The organism is Sphingobacterium thalpophilum (assembly GCF_038396785.1).
Taxonomy (GTDB): Bacteria; Bacteroidota; Bacteroidia; order Sphingobacteriales; family Sphingobacteriaceae; genus Sphingobacterium; species Sphingobacterium thalpophilum_A.
Genome location: NZ_CP151087.1, coordinates 1,120,197 through 1,139,241, shown reverse-complemented (window position 1 = coordinate 1,139,241; position 19,045 = coordinate 1,120,197). Strand labels below are relative to the sequence as shown.

15 protein-coding genes are annotated in these 19,045 nt (G+C 44.2%); 12 read left to right on the top strand and 3 right to left on the bottom strand.

All coding sequences use genetic code 11. The features are described from left to right. The 4 genes from AACH28_RS05280 (at position 1) to AACH28_RS05265 (ending at position 2,166) form a co-directional block, all read left to right on the top strand. A complete protein-coding gene (locus AACH28_RS05280) occupies positions 1-408 on the top strand; it encodes a helix-turn-helix domain-containing protein (RefSeq protein ID WP_341832419.1) in 408 nt (135 codons plus the stop codon). Between the two features lie 490 nt (positions 409-898). Continuing rightward, positions 899-1,543 (top strand): DUF6266 family protein, encoded by a 645-nt coding sequence (locus tag AACH28_RS05275; RefSeq protein ID WP_088161345.1) that lies wholly within the window; start codon positions 899-901, stop codon positions 1,541-1,543. A 2-nt stretch (positions 1,544-1,545) separates the two neighbouring features. After that, positions 1,546-1,950: a DUF5675 family protein gene (locus AACH28_RS05270; RefSeq protein ID WP_341832418.1), complete on the top strand. Its 405-nt coding sequence runs from the start codon at positions 1,546-1,548 to the stop codon at positions 1,948-1,950. Next, complete coding sequence (locus AACH28_RS05265) at positions 1,951-2,166, top strand: hypothetical protein (protein WP_341832417.1); 216 nt, start codon at positions 1,951-1,953, stop codon at positions 2,164-2,166. Between the two features lie 403 nt (positions 2,167-2,569). On the opposite strand, the gene AACH28_RS05260 is transcribed toward AACH28_RS05265, so the two are convergent. The 3 genes from AACH28_RS05260 to AACH28_RS05250 all read right to left on the bottom strand — a co-directional run bounded on the left by AACH28_RS05260 (position 2,570) and on the right by AACH28_RS05250 (position 5,079). After that, complete coding sequence (locus AACH28_RS05260) at positions 2,570-2,959, bottom strand: RidA family protein (protein ID WP_341832416.1); 390 nt, start codon at positions 2,957-2,959, stop codon at positions 2,570-2,572. A 66-nt stretch (positions 2,960-3,025) separates the two neighbouring features. Beyond that, positions 3,026-3,586, bottom strand: a complete 561-nt coding sequence (locus AACH28_RS05255; protein WP_153847791.1) for a Crp/Fnr family transcriptional regulator — start codon at positions 3,584-3,586, stop codon at positions 3,026-3,028. Between the two features lie 398 nt (positions 3,587-3,984). Continuing rightward, positions 3,985-5,079 carry a hypothetical protein gene (locus tag AACH28_RS05250; RefSeq protein WP_341832415.1) on the bottom strand — a complete coding sequence of 365 codons (1,095 nt, stop codon included), beginning with the start codon at positions 5,077-5,079 and terminating at the stop codon, positions 3,985-3,987. A gap of 148 nt (positions 5,080-5,227) precedes the next feature. On the opposite strand from AACH28_RS05250, the gene AACH28_RS05245 reads away from it, so the two are divergent. The 8 genes from AACH28_RS05245 (at position 5,228) to AACH28_RS05210 (ending at position 19,042) form a co-directional block, all read left to right on the top strand. Next, positions 5,228-7,576, top strand: coding sequence for a TonB-dependent receptor (locus tag AACH28_RS05245; RefSeq protein ID WP_341832414.1), 2,349 nt, complete (start codon positions 5,228-5,230; stop codon positions 7,574-7,576). Positions 7,577-7,831: 255 nt separating this feature from the next. Then, positions 7,832-8,704 carry an AraC family transcriptional regulator gene (locus AACH28_RS05240; RefSeq protein ID WP_341832413.1) on the top strand — a complete coding sequence of 291 codons (873 nt, stop codon included), beginning with the start codon at positions 7,832-7,834 and terminating at the stop codon, positions 8,702-8,704. Between the two features lie 185 nt (positions 8,705-8,889). Beyond that, positions 8,890-12,087: a TonB-dependent receptor gene (locus AACH28_RS05235; RefSeq protein ID WP_341832412.1), complete on the top strand. Its 3,198-nt coding sequence runs from the start codon at positions 8,890-8,892 to the stop codon at positions 12,085-12,087. Positions 12,088-12,103: 16 nt separating this feature from the next. After that, positions 12,104-13,876, top strand: coding sequence for a RagB/SusD family nutrient uptake outer membrane protein (locus AACH28_RS05230; protein ID WP_341832411.1), 1,773 nt, complete (start codon positions 12,104-12,106; stop codon positions 13,874-13,876). 23 nt (positions 13,877-13,899) lie between these two features. Further along, entirely contained in the window at positions 13,900-15,054 is a 1,155-nt protein-coding gene (locus AACH28_RS05225) for a glycan-binding surface protein (RefSeq protein WP_341832410.1), read from the top strand. Positions 15,055-15,062: 8 nt separating this feature from the next. After that, a complete protein-coding gene (locus AACH28_RS05220) occupies positions 15,063-16,049 on the top strand; it encodes a glycoside hydrolase family 5 protein (protein ID WP_341832409.1) in 987 nt (328 codons plus the stop codon). Next, positions 16,046-17,830 carry an acetylxylan esterase gene (locus tag AACH28_RS05215; protein WP_341832408.1) on the top strand — a complete coding sequence of 595 codons (1,785 nt, stop codon included), beginning with the start codon at positions 16,046-16,048 and terminating at the stop codon, positions 17,828-17,830. The genes AACH28_RS05220 and AACH28_RS05215 overlap by 4 nt, the downstream gene beginning before the upstream one ends. A gap of 42 nt (positions 17,831-17,872) precedes the next feature. Continuing rightward, positions 17,873-19,042, top strand: a complete 1,170-nt coding sequence (locus AACH28_RS05210; protein ID WP_341832407.1) for a glycosidase — start codon at positions 17,873-17,875, stop codon at positions 19,040-19,042. The last annotated feature ends 3 nt before the right edge of the window (positions 19,043-19,045 follow it).

Sequence of the window (19,045 nt, the reverse complement as noted above, 5' to 3'; positions counted from 1 at the left end):
ATGGATGTATTGTTTAACGCTGTGGTGATGGAGCCCCTGCACAATGCCCATTGTGCAAAGCGGCTTGTTTCGGCGACCAGCATGTCTAATTGCATGGTTATGTTAAATTTACTGAATCGCATATGTGACCTTTTGGAGGTCATAACCTCCTTACTGAAAGCGATATTGAAGCATATAACGGAAGAAATGAATAAGATTCCGGCTGAAACATTGGATACAGCCGACGGACTGGATAATATGCTCGATATCGCTCATGTACTCGATAAATTGGGTATTTCAGAATCGAAGTATTACCGGCTGGTCCGTGAAGGAAAGCTCAGGCCGAGGAAGCTGGGCAAGCGGCACTATTATTACCTGTCGGATTTACACCAGCAACTGGAAGAAAGCAGGCGGAAGGGGCGGATATAGCGAGTTGTCAAAGAGGGGCCTTTTCGGCTCCTTTTTAATTTTCAGAGAGCCGGCAAACACAAGGTCTTTCACGTCGGTATGGTTCGGCAGAGGTTCGGGAACTTTGTGGCTTTCCTTCGGCTCTGCTCCGACACAGCTAGGGGACATGTTCGACGCTCCTTCGGGCGAGCTTCGGCAACTCTTCGACTTGGCTTCGACTCCCAGCCGAGCAGCACCCGAACAATACCCGAACAGCAGCCGAGGCTGTGTCGAAGCTGTCTGCAATCTGTGCCGAATACCTCCCGAAGGCAATCCCATAACTACCCAAAGGACAGCCGAGCATCTGCCTATTTGTTAAAGTTGACAGGCAATGACAGCACTGCCTGCCGTATAATATCATTCCCTGTACTTGTTCGCCTACAAAAAAAAGTCGCCTTAATTTAGCTCTCGCTAGCAAAACAAAGACTGCTCATGACAGTCTTAATTATTTATTAATCAAACATGTATAAACATGGCAAGATTCTTAAAAGGTATACACGGGGCCTACTCTGGGAAAGTGGGAAGTGTAATAGGAAGCAGTTGGAGAGGTGTGGATTATGTCCGCTCGCTCTCCAAGATTACAAACAAAAAAGCGAGTGAAGGACAGGTCGCACAGCGTACAAAATTCGCAACGGCAGTAGCTTTTCTTTCTCCGATCAAGGATTTACTCAACCTGGGCTATTCGGACAAATTGCAGGGCAAAGCTACAGGATACAACAAGGCGCTGCAATATCTCATGAACTATGGGGGCATCAAAGGCACTTACCCAGCATGGGAAATAGATTATGGGAAGGTGCTTATTTCCAAGGGCTCATTAGCAAATCTGATGGGTGCCGAATGGTCAGAAGCTTTTCCGCAGGAGATCACGTTGACATGGGAGGCGGAGCTCAATAAGTTTAACGCTTTCGCTGGTGATTCGGTTATTCTGTTGATGTACAACAGCAACAAGAATTTCTTCAGTATCCTAGAGTCTGCGACTCGCGAAGAAGCAAGCCTGAGTTTCAAGCTACCTGCCAGCTACTCGGGTGACACGCTGGAAGGTTGGGTATTTACCGGTCATGAGGATGGTGTCAAGACCTCTCCGAGTTTCTATCTGGGCAAACTATCCATTAGCTAAATATGGCTATTCAACACACTCTGCTGCTCCAACGCAAATATGGAGCACAGGGAACCAACGGTACCATTACGTATCAGGGTGAAGAAATCTGTCATACCATCGAGCTGCCCGACAGAAATAACATTCCGCGGATAAGCTGTATTCCATTAGGTCGGTACAAGCTGGAGAAACGGCGTTACCCCAAGCATGGCGAACAGATCGGCATCCCGATGGTGCTCGGCCGTGAAGCAATTCTGATCCATGCCGCCAACAATGCTTTGAAAGAGCTGCAGGGCTGCATTGCCCCGGTAACGGTACTAACGGGTGAAGGGAGAGGAGATTACAGCGGCAAGGCCTTGGCAAAACTTAAGGCACTGGTGTACAGTCTTTGGGATATGGGGGATGAAGTGTATTTGAATATTCGATAAATGAAAAAAATCTTAAATAAAATAGGAAAAGTGCTGCAGGTGGTTCTTGCGGCTCCCGTTAAATGGCCCGGAAAGGCGGGTAACATTTTGAAATATATCGCTGTGGGCCTGGGCATCTTGGAAACAGTTATGGAAGAGGAAAAGTCTCCACCTGAAAATAATTCCGACCTGCTGATGTTGCCCAAGGAAAGGAGTGAAGCTGATGAAAATCAATGATATCCGTATCTCTGCCCTCGGGGGCACCATCTGTTCCATCTGGGCCAGTATCTCCCTGGGCGATTTGCTGCAGACGGTATTAACGGCTGCGCTGGGCACGGTTGTTAGCTTTGCGACGAGCAGGCTCTTAGGGCGTATGAATAAAAAGGCAGGCCATAGGAAACCTTAGCCAGCTTATTGAAGACGTCTTCCTTAACGGGGAGACGTTTTTTAGTCAAATCCCGATCTTCTTCGGTCCTTCTGCTGATCAGCTCCTGCGTTTCCAGTAGATCTCATCGGGATGGCATCGGGATTTCATCGGGATAATCCGGTCAGTACCCGATGAAAACCCGATGAAAATACGATCGAAGGCAGGTATTTGGCCGTAACAAATAGCCAGTTGTAGGTAATCAAGTGAATGATTTTATTTGACCGCGGTAACCTCTAGTTCAACCAAAAGTGTTTCGAAAAGGTGTTTTACTTCCATCACAGTGGAGGCTTGTTGTAGCTGGTTCTTTTGAGCCCATGTTTGAAATAGATCAAAATTTTGAAATAATTCGGCAGAAGATGTCGTGTAGATGTTCAAGCGTACGATATGGCAAATTTCATATCCTGCTTCTAAAATGACGCGCTCCACATTGGCGATAGCGAGCGATAGCTGCGTACGCATATCAGCATTACTTGAGATGCCGTTTTCGTCAATTGCTGTTTGTCCTGAAACATATAGGGTTCTACTTACATCTTTTACCTCTACCGCTTGTACATAATTCCGTTGTTCTTGCCACTTCCAGGGATTGATTGTTCTCTTTTGCATAGTCACTGTTTTTTAATGCCTACAAAGTTCGAGAGATCCCGAGAAATAAACCTGTGACTGAAATCACTATTTGTAAATTCGGCTGAGCGTTTCTCTTGAAACGCCCAAATACTGCGCAAGAACCGTTTTGGACATGCGCTGTACCAAAGCAGGATAAGAGCTTATAAAAAGTTCATAACGGGATTTTGGGCTGTCTGTCAACAAGGACAGTATTCTATGCTGATTGGCGATATGCCCATTGATCGATTTTTGTAAAAAGTAGTTCGACAGACTATACTGCTGCACAATACGCTGGTAATCCGCATAAGATAAGGCATATAAGGCTGTAGGCTCTAAGCATTGTAAATAAAGCTTTGACCGGGTTTGATGATAAAATGCCGAAAAGTCCGTTTCCCACCAATCTTCGAAGGCAAATGATAAGATATGCTCCCTGCAATTTTCATCTTCGTAGGAGAGTTTGACCAATCCGGATTGTATCCAATACAGATCTTTTACCAGATCATTCGGTTTAATAATAAAAGCGGCTTTTTTGTAGGTTTTGTATTTAAAGTATTGTTGAATCGCTACGTGCTGCTCTAGCGGAATATGCTTAAAAATATCGTTTTCAAGGCTGATATTATGATCCATAATCAATGAAGTTTAACCGGGTGTTTTTATCGATCCAGATAAAGAAATGTTATAAAATTTCCAGTTAATTGCTGCTGTATACTGCTTTTATTTAAGTAATCAAATGTAGCCAATTTTGTGGTCAAAAAAAACTTCAAGTGAAATCAAATCAGGTCTGTAATCGGTCAGTCTTCCGATGCCTTTCGTTCAGCTGTTGTTTTAATGTGGTTTATATATTTGTTGTTGATTTAAAGTGTTTTATGTTTGTTCTATCAATCAAAAGTGCCGGTGTAAAAAAGGGTTGATTTTGGAACAATAGGGGGCGAAGATGATACGTGATGGCATGAACGATAAAAGCGCACTGCAGGAGTGCGCTTTTATAAGTAGTATGGCTTGGGGATGAAACCAGGATAGTACGATTATCCTTCAGACATGGCTAAAGTGAGACTAGCCGTAAATTCTAGCCCTGTCGTTGTCACGGCCTTTATGGTCACCTTATAGTTGCCAGCTTTCAAACTGTCGCTCTTTTTCACGGAAACGACGCCTGTTTGGGCATTTACACTAAACAGCTTTTCGCTATCTGTAAATACGAGTCCATCTTTTTGTATTGAAACCAGTTCAAAAGCAGATTTATATTTTTCGGGATACAGTGTTGGCGCTGCAGAGACATAACCATTTGAGAGGCCGATATGTATCAGACTAAAGTCTATGGTCAAGTTTAGATCGGGATAATATTGCCCAAACAAAAATTTAATCTGTGGAATCAGAATGACCCTGAAAGTCGTGGCGGCGACAGGAAAACCATCTTTTTTAAGCTCGGGAGTCAACTCGAAAGACTTTTCAGCTTTTTTTTCCGGATCTCCAGCATCCTTTGCTAATTTGATATGCGTACCTGTTATTGAAGCAATGTTTTCTTGTCCATCCTTTTTAACCAAATTAAAGCTAGCACCATCAATTGGTAGGCCCAGCGGATCGATTTCAAAATCAGTAGATTGGTCGCCATAAAGTACATATGAATAAGGCAACTCGTTGCCATTTTTTAAACCTTTGATGGCAATAGATCCAGCCGTTATCTTGAGCGAAAAACTTTCTTTCCCTACAACTTTGTCCTGAGATTCTTTGGCTATGACAGTGACTTTATAATCATCGGGAATCCGTGCGCTGCTCGATTGAGCTCCGTTTGGATAGAGTAGGGAGCTGTTAATCAGTATGCTTTGTTTCTCTTTATCAAATTTGATGGCCTGGTTCAATTTATCACTGAGCTTAATCCCGTTGCCCAAATTGATGTCTGCAATCTGGGAAAAGTCAAAGCTGAACGTAAGTCCTGCGTTTGTAGATAGGTCTTTCGGTAGATTAATTTCCTGTGTTTCGCCGTAGCGAAGGCTGACCTGCGATGGTAACGAAAGCGAGATCTCAGTGGGCGTAGGCGCTGTTTCCTTTTTACAGGATGATGCAGCTCCGAGCATCAGAATCAGTGCCCCCGCAACGGCGATTTTTGTGTTGATGTATTTCATGTGCTGTAAATTTTTGACGAAGGTAATGATTGTAAATTATTAATGCAACTATATTGCATTTGCAATTTTTTTTTTTAATTTTGCAGCTCAAACAGGAATAGGCTACACGATGTTACGGTATCAGAAAGAAGTTTTTTTAGCATCTCTAATGCTATTATCTATCGCACAAACAGTGCGATCACAGCGTAAACCAGCAGTGGATACATTGCGAAGCTATAGGCTTCCGACCGCGGAGACCACTGGCTTTGTACCGGGCCATGGGCAAAAGACGAGGCTGGATCGAAAGCAGCTCGATCGTATACAGGCACAAACGCTTGGTGAAACATTGAGCCATATCCCTGGGATACAAAATGCTTCTTTTGGCCCCAATTCGGGTATGCCTATGATCCGGAGTCTAAGTGGTAGCAGGGTAAGTGTGCTGTCCAATGGACTTTCGATCAATGATTTATCGGGAATCAGTCCAAACATAAACCCCAATTTCGATATGGACAACCTACGCGAAATAGAATTATACAAGGGTGCTGCGACTGTATTATTCGGAGGAAAGGCCATTGGTGGAGCGGTCAATGTTAAAGACAACACCATTCCGATGAATCGTCTGCCCAAGCAGATTACAGGTCAGGCCAGTGCGGAGTTAGGAACGAATAATGGCAATAGCCAATCGCTGGCTTTCAATGCAAACATTGGAAAGTACTGGGTGGGACATATTGGCGCAATGAGGCTCACGCACGGAAATCTCAAGATCCCGGGCAATACAAAAGCAGCCATTGCTTATGATCCAAAGATCGATCATTTGACCGCCGCAATGGCACAGGTCAATGTCGATCGGGAGACGATTCGAAATCTGACGCTATATCCCTATTTGAGCCAGTTCGTGATCGAGCATATGGGCGATCCAAAGTGGGGCTTATCGGAAGCCGATCTGTATACCTTTGAAGATTATTCATTTATCAATGGATCAAAGGTCCTAAACCCTCAAAATGACAAATATGTCGCTGGGCAGGATCCCAACACGCCACTTTACACTGAAGTCGTTCATGGGATTACCGATTACGCACCGGTCAAGCGTGGCGTGATGCCCAATAGCCATGCCGCGAGAAATGCTGTCAATGCAGGTGCCAGCTATATCAGAGACAACTTTCAACTAGGTCTGGGGCTTTACGCGCTTGAAAGCTATTATGGTATTCCCGGTTTTGCGCAGCGCAATAAGCCTGTCCATAGTCACACGACAGTTTGGACCCCGATATATGAACCGATCAATACGCGCACTTATTCGTATGCCTGGCAGGTAGAAGCTGCTTTTAAGCCAAAAACACAGTTGATCTCGGCGGTTAAATTTAACTACCGCGGTGAGGTATCAGACGACCGGGAGCTCCTGGGCAGGTATCGTGTCAATAAGTTCGATAGTGAGCGTCATGCATTTCGATCGGAGATAACGCAACAGTTTAATCCTTTTTGGTCTGGGACGAGTGGGGTTGATTTTTCAGTTGTGACCTTAAGGGGAGAAGGCGATCGGCGTTATATCCCCAATAATCTGAGTCGGGAAGGAGGGATCTTTACCTTGCAGACAATAGAACTTAATCCAATTACCGCTCATTTAGGCTATCGGCATGACTGGGTTGCGCGGCGTACATTGAGCGATCCCACTTATCAGCGCAGCAGGGGGATGGCCGGAGGTAATCTTTCAGCCCGAGATTTTAACTTAAACCATTTTTCGGGAGATATCAAGTATTCAATTTTTGATATTGCCTATGTACAAGCTACATTTTCACACGCAGAACGCGCACCAGGGGTGAATGAACTTTATGCCGGCAATGATCATTTTGCAATCCTGGTAGAAGAAAGTGGAGATGATCGACTGAACAAGGAAAGCTCAAATTCTTATGAGTTATCCGCAGGAGTAAAATATGGAGGATTCAAATGGTCGGCGACGCATTACCGCAGTTTTTTTAAAGATTACCTGTATTTGGCCCATACAGGCATTTCTCGTTCTGGAGGATTTTTGGTTAAGGAATGGCGTGCTTCAGATACCGAAATTCAGGGCTGGGAGCTCGAGGGAGGCTATACCTATGCATGGACCTCAGATTGTCATGTAGCGTTAAATGTTTTCGCTGATCTTGTCAAAAATATAAATACTTCGGATGACAACATGCGCAAATGGGCAGAAGGTGACTTTATGCCCAACCTACCAACCAGTAGGTATGGAATGTCGGTTGCACTTCACTATAAAAAGTTTTTTGGGAACGCCAATTTTGATCGGTATCTGAAACAACGTTATTTGGGTAAAAATATCAATATTGAGCCGCCGATGCCAGCTTATTCTTTGTTAACAGGACAATTAGGTTATAAGGTAAATGTAAAAAGATATGAGTTTGTCTATTTTATTTCAGGAAATAATCTATTGAATGTAGAAGCACGTCCGCAAAATTCCATACTCAAATATCTCGCCCCCCTTCCGGGACGGAATATTTCCATTGGATTGAAGCTAGTACTCTGAAGAATTTGGTTTAATCGTCAAGCGTATGACATCTCTTCCCTCGGGAGCACGATCTGTTCCAGCTGGGGCAGTAGCTTGCTGGGCGATTTGCTGCAGACGGTATGGACAGTTGCGCCGGGTATCCTCGTCAGTTTTCTGACAAGCCGCATGATCGGTAGATGGCACTGTCCGCCACCAGCTATTTTTTTATTCAAAAAAAATAAACGACATTTGGACATTTATTATTTAAGTCCAATTCGCCTTTCAATTCTGTCTATGATATTAAGAGAAGTCACACCACTATCCGATAAAGATTGTTTCATGGTATTTGCCAGAAAGAAGTCACGTTTTGATTTTCCAATTCATGTGCATTCAGAATTTGAGCTCAATTTCATTGAAAATGCTGCTGGCGCACAACGCATCGTAGGGGACAGTATAGAGGAAATCGAAGAACTTGAATTAACACTGATCGCAAATGCGAATCTGGAGCACGGGTGGTTTGATCACAAATGTCAGTCTACCAATATTTCGGAGATCACCATACAGTTCCAGCCAGATTTATTTGGTGAAACGCTGCTCAATAAAAATCAATTTCGTTCGATTAAACAATTGTTCGAAAAAGCGGTGTACGGCGTGACGTTCAGTATGCAAACAATTTTGGTTGTACAGGAAGCCATAAAAAAGCTCTCCCATGAAAAAGACGGCTTTTATTCTGTCGTTGGTTTGTACGATATCCTATTTAAGTTGTCGCAGGATGAAAATATGAGGGAACTCTGCAGCCGTTCTTTCCATAGTAGTACCGGAAAACACGATAGCCGTCGTGTCGAAAAAGTATTGCGTTACCTTTCTAAAAATTATCAGAAAGAAGTGTCTCTCGGTGAAGCGGCAGATCTGATTGGGATGACGGATGTGTCTTTAAGTCGATTCCTTAAACAACGTACGGGCAGAACTTTTGTCGATACCCTAAATGATATTCGCTTGGGACACGCCAGCCGCATGCTTGTCGATACAACACACAGTATTGCCGAAATCGCATTATTGTCGGGGTTTAACAATCTGTCCAATTTTAATCGGATCTTTATGAAGAAAAAGGGGGCAACTCCAACGGACTTCCGGAATAAATATCGAAATTCAAAATTCTATTTGTGAACAGCAAGCCATACATGCTGTTAAAAAAATATAGGCCATACCTCACTTTAAAAAGTTATGAAAGCCATTTTTGGTTGAAATAGCATGAGAAGAAGATAAAAAAGTATTATCCTTGAATATGCATTCTCCTTAGTTTTGGAATAAGTTAAAGCAATTTAAATAACCAATTTTAAGGGAACTCAAAAATGATCAAGAAAATCTTTTATGCCTGTATGGTTGCTGGCCTTACTCCGATGCTTACTTTTGCCCAGAAACTGCAGCTATCGGGACAGGTAATTAATCAACAAACCAATTTACCAATAGCCGGTGCGACAGTGCGCAGTGGCGCAGGAAAAACTGCGCTGACAGACGAGAAGGGAAATTACCAACTTGAGGTCAGTGTAGGGGATAATCTCTATGTATCGTTTCTAGGTATGGAGACTCGTACTTTAAAAGTCACCACTCGGGAGTCAATCAAAGTTTTTCTAAATCCGAAATCGGATGTCTTGGACGAGGTCGTCGTAGTAGGTTACGGCAAAGTGAAAAAAAGAGATCTATCCGGAGCCGTAAGCCAAGTGAAGGCTGCTGATATTTTGGCGGGAAATCCCGCTCCCAGTATCAATCAGGCACTACAGGGGCGTATGGCAGGCGTTACAGTCAACCAGAATGATGGCGCTCCTGGCGCAGGTGTTTCTATTACCATACGGGGAACGAACTCCTTCTCAACAAATTCACAGCCCCTCTATATTGTTGATGGAATTCCCTTTGACATGGCTTCTACACCAGCGAGCAGTGCCAATGAAAATAATAACCAAACCGCCAATGCGCTTGCATCGATCAATCCCAATGATATTGAATCGATCGAAGTGCTAAAAGACGCTTCCGCTACAGCTATTTATGGCTCAAGGGGCGCAAATGGGGTGGTATTGATTACAACAAAGCGAGGTGAAAATGGAAACGAAAAGGTTGAGCTAAATGCTAATTTTGGAATGGCCACACTTGGACGGAAAGTCAAAATGCTCGGACCTTTCGATTATGCATCTTATATTAACGAACAGGCTGTCAATAGTAAAAATTATGAAGGAGTGGATTATCAGCTATTACCTTATCCGGGCACCTGGTCCTATCCGACAATAAACGGTCAGCCGGTAACGACATCGGGAAAATATCAGCCCTCGCCGGAAGATTTTTTAAATCAGGGGCTGCGTACCGATCAGTATGGTAATCAGACATTGGTGCAAGGGGCTGACTGGCAGGATGAAATTTATCAAAATGGATTTTCCCAAGAATATAATCTTAGTGTATCAGGTGGCAGTGAAAAAGGTTGGCACATGTTTTCAGGAAATTTTCTGAATCAGGGTGGAACTATAAAAAACTCAGATTACCAACGCGTTGCCCTACGTACTAATATCGGTCGAAAAGTGAGGTCTTGGCTTGAACTGGGTGCCAATATCAACTATACAAATGGACTCACGAATTTTGCGAAATCAAATGCATACGATTACGGGATTATTCGTTCGGCATTGATATTTCCTGTGACTTATGGCCCTGACATGAGTACCATAGAGTCCGATCAGCTGAACTGGTTGGCTTCCAACCCGGGGGTTTATGTCAATACAGCGAAGGATCAGCTGCGGGCTAACAATGTTTTCAGTTCGTCGTACGCAAGTGTCAAGCTATTACCATTCTTAACCTTCCGCCAGAACTTGGGATTTTCGTACTCCAATAATAACCGAAATACGTATTATAACCGCAATACGCAGGAGGGAAGAACACCAAAAAATGGAAGTGCCGGACAGAGCGACAATTGGTACCAGAGTCTAACGAGTGAATCCTTGCTAACTTTTGACAAAACTTTTCAGCAAGTTCATAGCCTAAATGCGGTAGCAGGTTTTACCTATGAGCAGGCAAATTACTCGGCCAAATCCATGACAGCCACCAATTTTCCGAATGATATTACAGGCGAGTTTGATATGGCTGCGGGCTTAAATCCGGGCCCTTTGGTGAGTAGCCGTGGGCGGACGCAGCTGGCTTCCGTGTTAGCTAGGGCAAATTATTCATACAAAGGTAAGTACATCGCTACAGCGTCTTTTCGCCGTGACGGTTCGAGCCGATTGACCGAAGGACAGAAATTTGCCAATTTTCTCTCCGGAGCACTGGCCTGGAGAATCTCTGAGGAGCAATTCGTGAAAAATCTTGGTGTTTTCAATGATCTAAAATTGCGGGCAAGCTACGGGCGTACGGGTAATCAGGGCGTCAATGCGTATCAGACAAGAGCTTATCTGGCCGTAGCCAACTATCCTTTGGGCGGAGCGCTTAGCAGTGGTTTTGCGGAGGTAGACTGGCGCGGTGCATTAAATAAAAATCTCAAATGGGAGACCACAGACCAGTATAACCTAGGATTGGACATGGCCTTTCTAAATAACCGTATCCAATTTACGATCGATGCCTATTACAAAAAGACTAATGACCTGTTACAGAATGTAAATATTGCTTCAAGCAACGGAATGAGAACACAGTGGGTCAATTCGGGCTATGTCACCAATAAGGGGCTTGAGTTAACAGGTAAATTCGTTGCTGTTGACCGCGATGCCTTTAAATGGAATATCGATGCTAATATCTCATTCAATAGGAATGCAATCGGCGGTCTTGCAGCAGATCGTTTTGCCGAACGGTTATGGTACAATGCCGATAATATCTTTATCCAGCGAAATGGCATGCCGATAGGTTCTATGTTCGGTTATATCGAAGATGGCTTTTACGATAATGAAGCCGAAGTTCGTGCAGATCAGACCTATGCTAATGCCAGCGATGCCCTTGTGCGGTCCAAACTTGGCGAAATTAAATACCGCGACTTGAATGGTGATGGTCAAATTACAGCTAGTGACCGTACAATAATCGGAAATACAAATCCAGATTTCGTTTTTGGTCTGACCAATAATTTTAAATATAAGGAGTTCACGCTCGGTTTCTTCTGGCAGGGATCTATCGGTAACGATATTTTCAATGGCAACCTGATCGATATGAAAATGGCCAATTTGGGTAATATCACACAGGATATTTATAGCACGCGCTGGACGGAAGAAAACAAGGAAAATGCTTTATGGCCTAAAGCGGTCTCCACGTACAACCGTACCATGTTAACCTCGGATCGTTATGTTGAAAATGGCTCTTATGTTCGGCTAAAGAACGTCAATCTGGGTTATACATTTAAGGCACCGTTTAAAGGACTTAATTCGCTTTATCTCTATGCAAGTGCGACCAATCTTTTAACTATCACAGACTATAGCTGGTTTGACCCGGATGTAAATGCATTTGGTGGTGACGCTTCGCGAAAAGGCGTGGATATTTATTCTTATCCAAGTAGCAGAACTTTCTCACTGGGAATTAAAGCCGATTTTTAACCTAATTATGATGATCATGACTACTAAAAATTACAAACAATATATAAAATATGCCTTATTGGCATCGATCAGTCTTGCGGGATTAAGTTCATGTGAGAAAATGCTGGAAGAAAAAAAGTTTGATTTTATAGATCCGCAAGATATTCCGGATTCGGATGAAGGGGTCAACCAATGGGTTGTAGGAACTTATAGCAAACTGCTTGACGATATGTTTCGCTGGAACCTTTTTCCTCCAGCACTGGAATTTGACTGTGATTACATGACTGGACCGGATTGGTCATTCGGAACTTTGGGGGCAGGAAATTTTCAGAACAATGAATATACTTCTGCTATGTGGGAAAAGCCTTATGCGATTATTCATCGGGCAAACTTAGCGCTAGAAAATATCGAACCCATGACCAAAGCTTCGGAAGCAGCCAAAAACAACGGGATCGGTGAGCTCTATTTCCTAAAGGCTTATTCTTACTTTCTTTTGGTACGTGCCTTTGGCGAAGTGCCCATCCGTAATGCTTCCGTCAACTCGGGTGCCGATCTCAATCAGCCACGCCAGCCGGTCAGTAAGGTGTATGAGCATATCATAGAATTGCTTACCAAGGCTGAAGGATTGCTTTATAAAAACACGGATAGCAAATTTCAGGAAGGGCGAGCTTCAGCAGGAGCAGCCGCATCCTTATTGGCAAAAGTTTATGTCACTATGGCTTCAGGATCTTTGGCATCGGGCAACGTTACCGTAAGAGGAGGGCAGCCTTACAGCATGAATGGCAGTGAAAAGGTGTACACCAATCCTGTATCTTTTGTGGTCTCTAAAAAGGTCGTTGCCGGTTATGAAGGATTTAATGCAAAAGAGTATTTTGGTAAAGCACGTGACAAGGCGCTGCAGGTCATTAATGGAGAGTATGGCAATTATAGTTTGCTGAGCTATGATAATCTCTGGTCGCGCGCCAATAAAAATAAAACCGAACATATATGGACTTTACAGTCTATGTCTGCTGATGAAAAATATGGGGTCACTTTTTCACAAGGTTATAATGGAACCTTCAATGATCAAGGCAACATACAGACCGGGCTATGGTGGGGCATGCGCGATCACTGGTATAAATTGTTTGAAAGCAAAGATTTGCGCGTGGTAAAAGGGGTGATTCACCGCTGGATCAGACAAGGAGATGATTCCAGCTGGGGTGGCGGATCGTATTACCCGAATAACGAAGAGTATACGAATAAAGCAAAGGGTTATACCGATGATAAGGGTAATTGGGTACCGCCGGTAGCACCGTTTAATGACGGCGCACAATACCGAAGTGAAAAATCACCGGCCTTTTTGGCTTATCTCACAAAATATAGTGATGTGAGCAACAATAAGCTGGAACGTACAGATGCCCCGTGGTATTTCCTTCGATTTGCGGATGTGTTACTCATCTATGCAGAGGCAGCCAATGAGGCAGACAACAGTACTGCAGCACGTACATTGGCATTGGCAAAGCTCAATCAGGTACGCGAAAGAAGCAATGCGACACCCCGTAGACTCACTGGAGATGGAAATATCGATAATCAAAGCGGATTCCGCTCTGCAGTGCTGGAGGAGAGAGCAATGGAATTTGCACTGGAAGGCGACCGCCGCTGGGATTTGATCCGTTGGGGGATTTACCTTGATGTGATGAATAAAATTGGTGGAACCGATGAGGTGGGGGTTGTGAAAATACGCACTGAAAAGCATTTGCTTTACCCAATCCCCAATTCTGAAGTGGGCGTCAATACCACAATCACTTCAAATAATCCCGGTTGGAACTAACGTAAACCTAAATTTGAATAACCATGAAATTATTAAATCAATCCATATTATTTAGCATATTGTCAGGTTGCCTTTCCATAGGAATGATCTCCTGCCAGAAGGATATTGTTAACTACAACGACGGCTACGACGATCAGTTGAGCTCAGATGGCCCACCTGTTATCGAAAAAGTCTCAACAGCAGCAGATCTCAATGCGACAATTACCAATGCAGCGCTTACAGATATGATCGTCTTACAGGGTAATAATCTTGCTGAGCTTAAGTCTATAAAATTAAACGATGTAGCGGTGGACCTAGCGACGGTCTATGCTGTCAGATCCCGTATTACATTACCTATACCGCGTATCGTTCCGACTGAAGTAAATAATAAAATCACTGTGGAGACAGCAAAAGGAATTACGGAATTTCCTTTTGAAGTGAAAATTCCCAATTTGGTGATTGAAGGGCTATACAATGAGTTTGTTGCTGCTGGAGATACGGCCATTCTCGTGGGGAAATATTTGGATCTCTATAAATTGGATGCATTGGAGGGAAAATTCTTACTTAATAACACTGAAATCAAACCTCTTCGCAGTGTCGCTGACTCTGTCTATTTTATTTTTCCTTCCAGCACGGCCGATGGTGCAACGCTATCGTTTTCCAGCCCACTGATTGAGGTACCGAGACAAGTAAAATTTAGAGAGAAAGGAATTTCCATGCTGGATATCAAATCTTTGTCCGCCTACGTAACCGATGGAAAAGCAAGCGGTGACCCCGCCATTTTGCCCGGCTTTGATCGCTTTTTGCGGATCCGTCAATCTTTTGGTGCCTGGTCCTGGAACGGTATTTTCTGGTCAGGTTTTGATTTGAATGAAGCTGCGGTATTGGCCAATCCCAAAGATTACTATGTCAAATTTGAAATCAACACCAAAAGTACGGCTTCGATTAGCCAGGGGAATTTTATATTGGGCGGCGACAGACAGGAGACACGTTACAATCCTGCCGAGAATGGTGCCCTGAATACGTATGGCCAATGGAAGACGATGCGCGTTGATTTGACAGAGTTTTATAAAGATGCCTCCCAGGGTAATGGGACCTATCTGAAAACGGGTTGGAATACCTTTGTTTTCTCTTACCAACCTACGGTCGATGTCAATGACGACTTCAGCGTGTGCAATTTCAGGATCGTTAAAAAATAGGAGCTCAGTTGAAAAGATATGTATACTGCATACTGATGGTAACTATGTTGCTGACGGTGGCCTGTCGATCTGCATGGATCAACCCCAAGCCTAATTCCAAAACAGTTGTCGCCAGGCACGGTCAGCTCCGTGTATCGGGTACAGCGCTTGTCGATGCGCACGCCGATACGCTGGCTCTTCATGGTGTCAGCCTGGGCTGGCACAACTGGTGGCCGCGCTTTTATACTGCCGAGACCATCAATTGGCTTAAAAAAGACTGGAATGTTCAGGTGGTCCGTGCTGCTATCGGTGTAGAGCCTGACCAGGCTTACTTACAAAATCCTGAGGCAGCGCTCAAGCAATTATATGCCGTGGTCGATGCGGCAATAGCAGCGGGCGTATATGTGATTGTGGATTGGCATGCACACCATCTGCATACGCAGCAGGCAAAGGAATTCTTTCGCACTGTAGCGAACAAGTACGGGCGTTATCCAAATGTCATCTATGAGATATTCAATGAACCCATGGAGACAAGCTGGGAGGAAATTCAAGCCTATGCAAAGGAAGTGATCCCCGTTATTAGGGCCATAGACCCAGATAATATCATTTTGGTCGGATGCCCCAATTGGGATCAGGATATACACTTGGTCGCTGATAACCCTATCGAAGGATTCAGCAACCTGATGTATACAGTACACTTCTATGCAGGTACACATAAGCAGTTTCTACGTGACCGTGCTGATTATGCCCTGGCCAAAGGTATTCCGATTTTTGTGTCGGAATGTGCAGGGATGAATGCCGATGGTGACGGACCGATAGATCAAAAGGAATGGACAATCTGGAAGGAATGGATGGCTCAGCATCAAATCAGCTGGATAGCCTGGTCTATCGCTGATAAAAATGAAAGCTGCTCCATGATTGCGGATCAGCAGGTGCCGGCAAATGGCTGGTCTGACAAGCAGCTCAAGCCTTGGGGAAAAATGGTGAGACAAGATTTAAAAACGATCAATAAATGAGCAACTTTATAAAAACTGCCCTGTTAATGTCGCTGTGCGGAGCAGCATTCCTACTAGAATGTCACGCACAGATGCAGCCTAAAAATAGCGCAACACATGATTTTGATACCGATTGGAGGTTTCATGCCGGTGAGGGAAGGGACAGCAGCTGGAACACGAAAGATTACCGGGATAAACACTGGGCAACGGTCGTATCCAACAAACCGCTCAAAGAACAGGGGAAATTGTTGGAACAGGGCTTTGGCTGGTATCGCAAGCAACTGGCTTTTCCTGCCCAAATGCAGCAAAAAATTGTCGAGGCTGAAGGTGTCCAAATTGATCTCGGTAAATTTGCCGCCTGTGAGGAAGTGTATGTCAATGGTCATTTAGTTGGTAAAACGGGAGCATTTCCACATAATTTCGCTGGCTACTTTGATCATGAACGCCGGTATTTCGTCCCCTTGGAAGTGCTTGACCTTACCGGTGAAAATGTGATTGCTATCAAATTTTTTGATGGTTGGAGTGCCAATGGCGGCTTCTTAAATGCAGCGGTTATGCAGGTACAACCGGCCTCAACAGTGGATAAACTGAAGCTGAAAGTCAATGTCCAGGATGACGATTATATTTTCCTGGGCAAAGATAGTATCGCTATAGCGCCAACGATAGAAAATAGAGGTAAAAAATCACTGAAGGCAACCTTGAAAATTTCGTTGACGACGGATGCGTACAAACCGATCAAATCACAGGAATTGAAGGTCGATATTCCTGCGCATGCAACAGCTCCTTTGGGTACCTTTGGATTAAAGAATGTCGAACCGGGATTTTACCGCTATAAGGTGTCTGTGGAGATCGACGGTGGACACAAACTGGAAGAACAGGTCAATGTGGGCTATGAGCCTGAAAAGATTTCTTCGCCAAACGATGAGGCAGCAGATTTTGACAAATTCTGGAAAGCAAATAAAGCCCAGCTCGCTAACATAAAGCCTGATTATCAGTTGATGTTGATTCCGGAGCAGTCCAAGCTGGATTATGAAATGTACCATGTGTCCATGCGTTCGCTGGATAATGAGCTTATTATGGGCTACTACGCTAAACCTAAAAAGGCAGGAAAGCACCCGGTCATTGTCGAATATATGGGCTATGGATCAAAACCTTATTTTCCGAATCAGAGCTGGGATGGATTCGCCTATTTTGTACTTTCCATCCGGGGACAGGCATTGAATGAAAAATCAAATCATTTCGGTACTTGGTTTACCTATGGCATAGACAGTAAAGAAACGTATTACTATCGCGGGGCGTTTATGGATGTGCTGCGTGCACTGGATTTTGTCAGCTCAAGAGATGAAATTGATGGTGAACGTATTGCTGTGCGTGGATCGAGTCAGGGTGGTGCATTGTCGGTTGTTGCGGCATCGCTGGATTCACGTGTAAAAGCACTGGCAATTGGTATTCCTTTTCTATCGGATTTTCAGGATTATTTCAACATTGCACCCTGGCCAAAATCGGATGTAGATCACTACAGGGCTCAACACCCGGAACTGAGCTGGAAACAGGTGTACAAGACCCTTTCTTATTTTGATATTAAAAATCTGGCTTCCCGTATCCGGGTGCCATTGGTCATGGGAATCGGGGTGCAGGATAATGTTTGCCCGCCACATATCAATTTTGCAGCGTATAATCAGGTGAAAAGTGAAAAATCCTGGATGGCTTTTCCATTGCATGGCCATAGCACCGGAAATGCATTTCATGTCGCTGGATTGGACCTCTTTAAACGTGTCCTCCATGTTGAACAATCAAGATAAATAAAACATAAAAAAGAACTTACTTTATATTTAATTCGAATCATGAGTACACTATTTGAACAACGTCTAAAAGATGTTGAAGCAGATCACTTTGCCCTATTAGAAAGAAAAAACCATCCTGTGAAGGAGCACAACGGTATTTACCAGCGCTATGAACATCCTGTCTTGACAGCAGCTCATACCCCGCTTTTCTGGCGGTATGATTTAAATGAGAAAAGCAATCCATTTTTGATGGAACGATTTGGTATTAACGGAACTTTTAATGCCGGTGCTATCAAGTGGAACGATAAATACGTATTGGTCGTACGGGTCGAAGGAAATGACCGTAAGTCCTTCTTTGCAATAGCTGAAAGCGCAAACGGAATTGACAATTTTAAGTTCTGGGATTTTCCGGTCGATCTTCCCGAGACGAATGATCCTGATACAAATGTCTATGATATGCGCCTGACGGCCCATGAAGATGGCTGGATTTATGGTATTTTCTGTACCGAACGGAAAGATCCGGCAGCGGCTTCCGGAGACCTTTCTTCGGCAGTGGCCGCAGCAGGAATCGTGCGGACAAAAGATCTAAAACACTGGGAAAGGCTACCGGATCTGAGATCCAAGAGCCAACAGCGAAATGTGGTTCTGCACCCCGAATTTGTCGACGGTAAATATACCTTATATACCCGCCCGCAGGATGGATTTATCGATACCGGAAGTGGCGGCGGTATTGGCTGGGGCTTGGTAGATAGCATGGAGAATGCAATAGTATACGAGGAAAGAATCATAAACCATCGGTATTACCACACGATCAAAGAGCTGAAAAATGGAGAAGGGCCAGCACCTATCAAAACAGACAAAGGCTGGTTGCACCTCGCGCACGGCGTGCGCGCATGTGCTGCTGGACTGCGCTATGTCCTGTATGTCTATCTGACTGATCTTGCTGCGCCGGAAAAACTGATTGCCGAACCGGCAGGTCATCTGATGGCTCCAATGGGTGAGGAACGCGTTGGTGATGTCTCAAACGTGCTTTTTAGTAACGGCTGGATTGCAGATGATGATGGTACAGTTTATCTTTATTATGCCTCGAGTGATACCCGTATGCATGTGGCCGTGTCTTCGGTTGAAAAACTGTTGGACTACTGCCTGTCTACAACTGGAGATGGCATGCGATCAAAAACATCGGTTGAAACACTTGTCGGGATTATTTCAAAGAACTTAGCACAATAAAAT

Excerpts from the sequence above, each read along its gene's own strand:
- AACH28_RS05225 (WP_341832410.1), top strand. The coding sequence starts at position 13,900 with ATGAAATTATTAAATCAATCCATATTATTTAGCATATTGTCAGGTTGC.
- AACH28_RS05230 (WP_341832411.1), top strand. The coding sequence starts at position 12,104 with ATGACTACTAAAAATTACAAACAATATATAAAATATGCCTTATTGGCA.
- AACH28_RS05270 (WP_341832418.1), top strand. The coding sequence starts at position 1,546 with ATGGCTATTCAACACACTCTGCTGCTCCAACGCAAATATGGAGCACAG.
- AACH28_RS05245 (WP_341832414.1), top strand. The coding sequence starts at position 5,228 with ATGCTATTATCTATCGCACAAACAGTGCGATCACAGCGTAAACCAGCA.
- AACH28_RS05260 (WP_341832416.1), bottom strand. The coding sequence starts at position 2,959 with ATGCAAAAGAGAACAATCAATCCCTGGAAGTGGCAAGAACAACGGAAT.
- AACH28_RS05210 (WP_341832407.1), top strand. The coding sequence starts at position 17,873 with ATGAGTACACTATTTGAACAACGTCTAAAAGATGTTGAAGCAGATCAC.
- AACH28_RS05255 (WP_153847791.1), bottom strand. The coding sequence starts at position 3,586 with ATGGATCATAATATCAGCCTTGAAAACGATATTTTTAAGCATATTCCG.
- AACH28_RS05275 (WP_088161345.1), top strand. The coding sequence starts at position 899 with ATGGCAAGATTCTTAAAAGGTATACACGGGGCCTACTCTGGGAAAGTG.
- AACH28_RS05240 (WP_341832413.1), top strand. The coding sequence starts at position 7,832 with ATGATATTAAGAGAAGTCACACCACTATCCGATAAAGATTGTTTCATG.
- AACH28_RS05280 (WP_341832419.1), top strand. The coding sequence starts at position 1 with ATGGATGTATTGTTTAACGCTGTGGTGATGGAGCCCCTGCACAATGCC.
- AACH28_RS05235 (WP_341832412.1), top strand. The coding sequence starts at position 8,890 with ATGATCAAGAAAATCTTTTATGCCTGTATGGTTGCTGGCCTTACTCCG.
- AACH28_RS05265 (WP_341832417.1), top strand. The coding sequence starts at position 1,951 with ATGAAAAAAATCTTAAATAAAATAGGAAAAGTGCTGCAGGTGGTTCTT.
- AACH28_RS05215 (WP_341832408.1), top strand. The coding sequence starts at position 16,046 with ATGAGCAACTTTATAAAAACTGCCCTGTTAATGTCGCTGTGCGGAGCA.
- AACH28_RS05250 (WP_341832415.1), bottom strand. The coding sequence starts at position 5,079 with ATGAAATACATCAACACAAAAATCGCCGTTGCGGGGGCACTGATTCTG.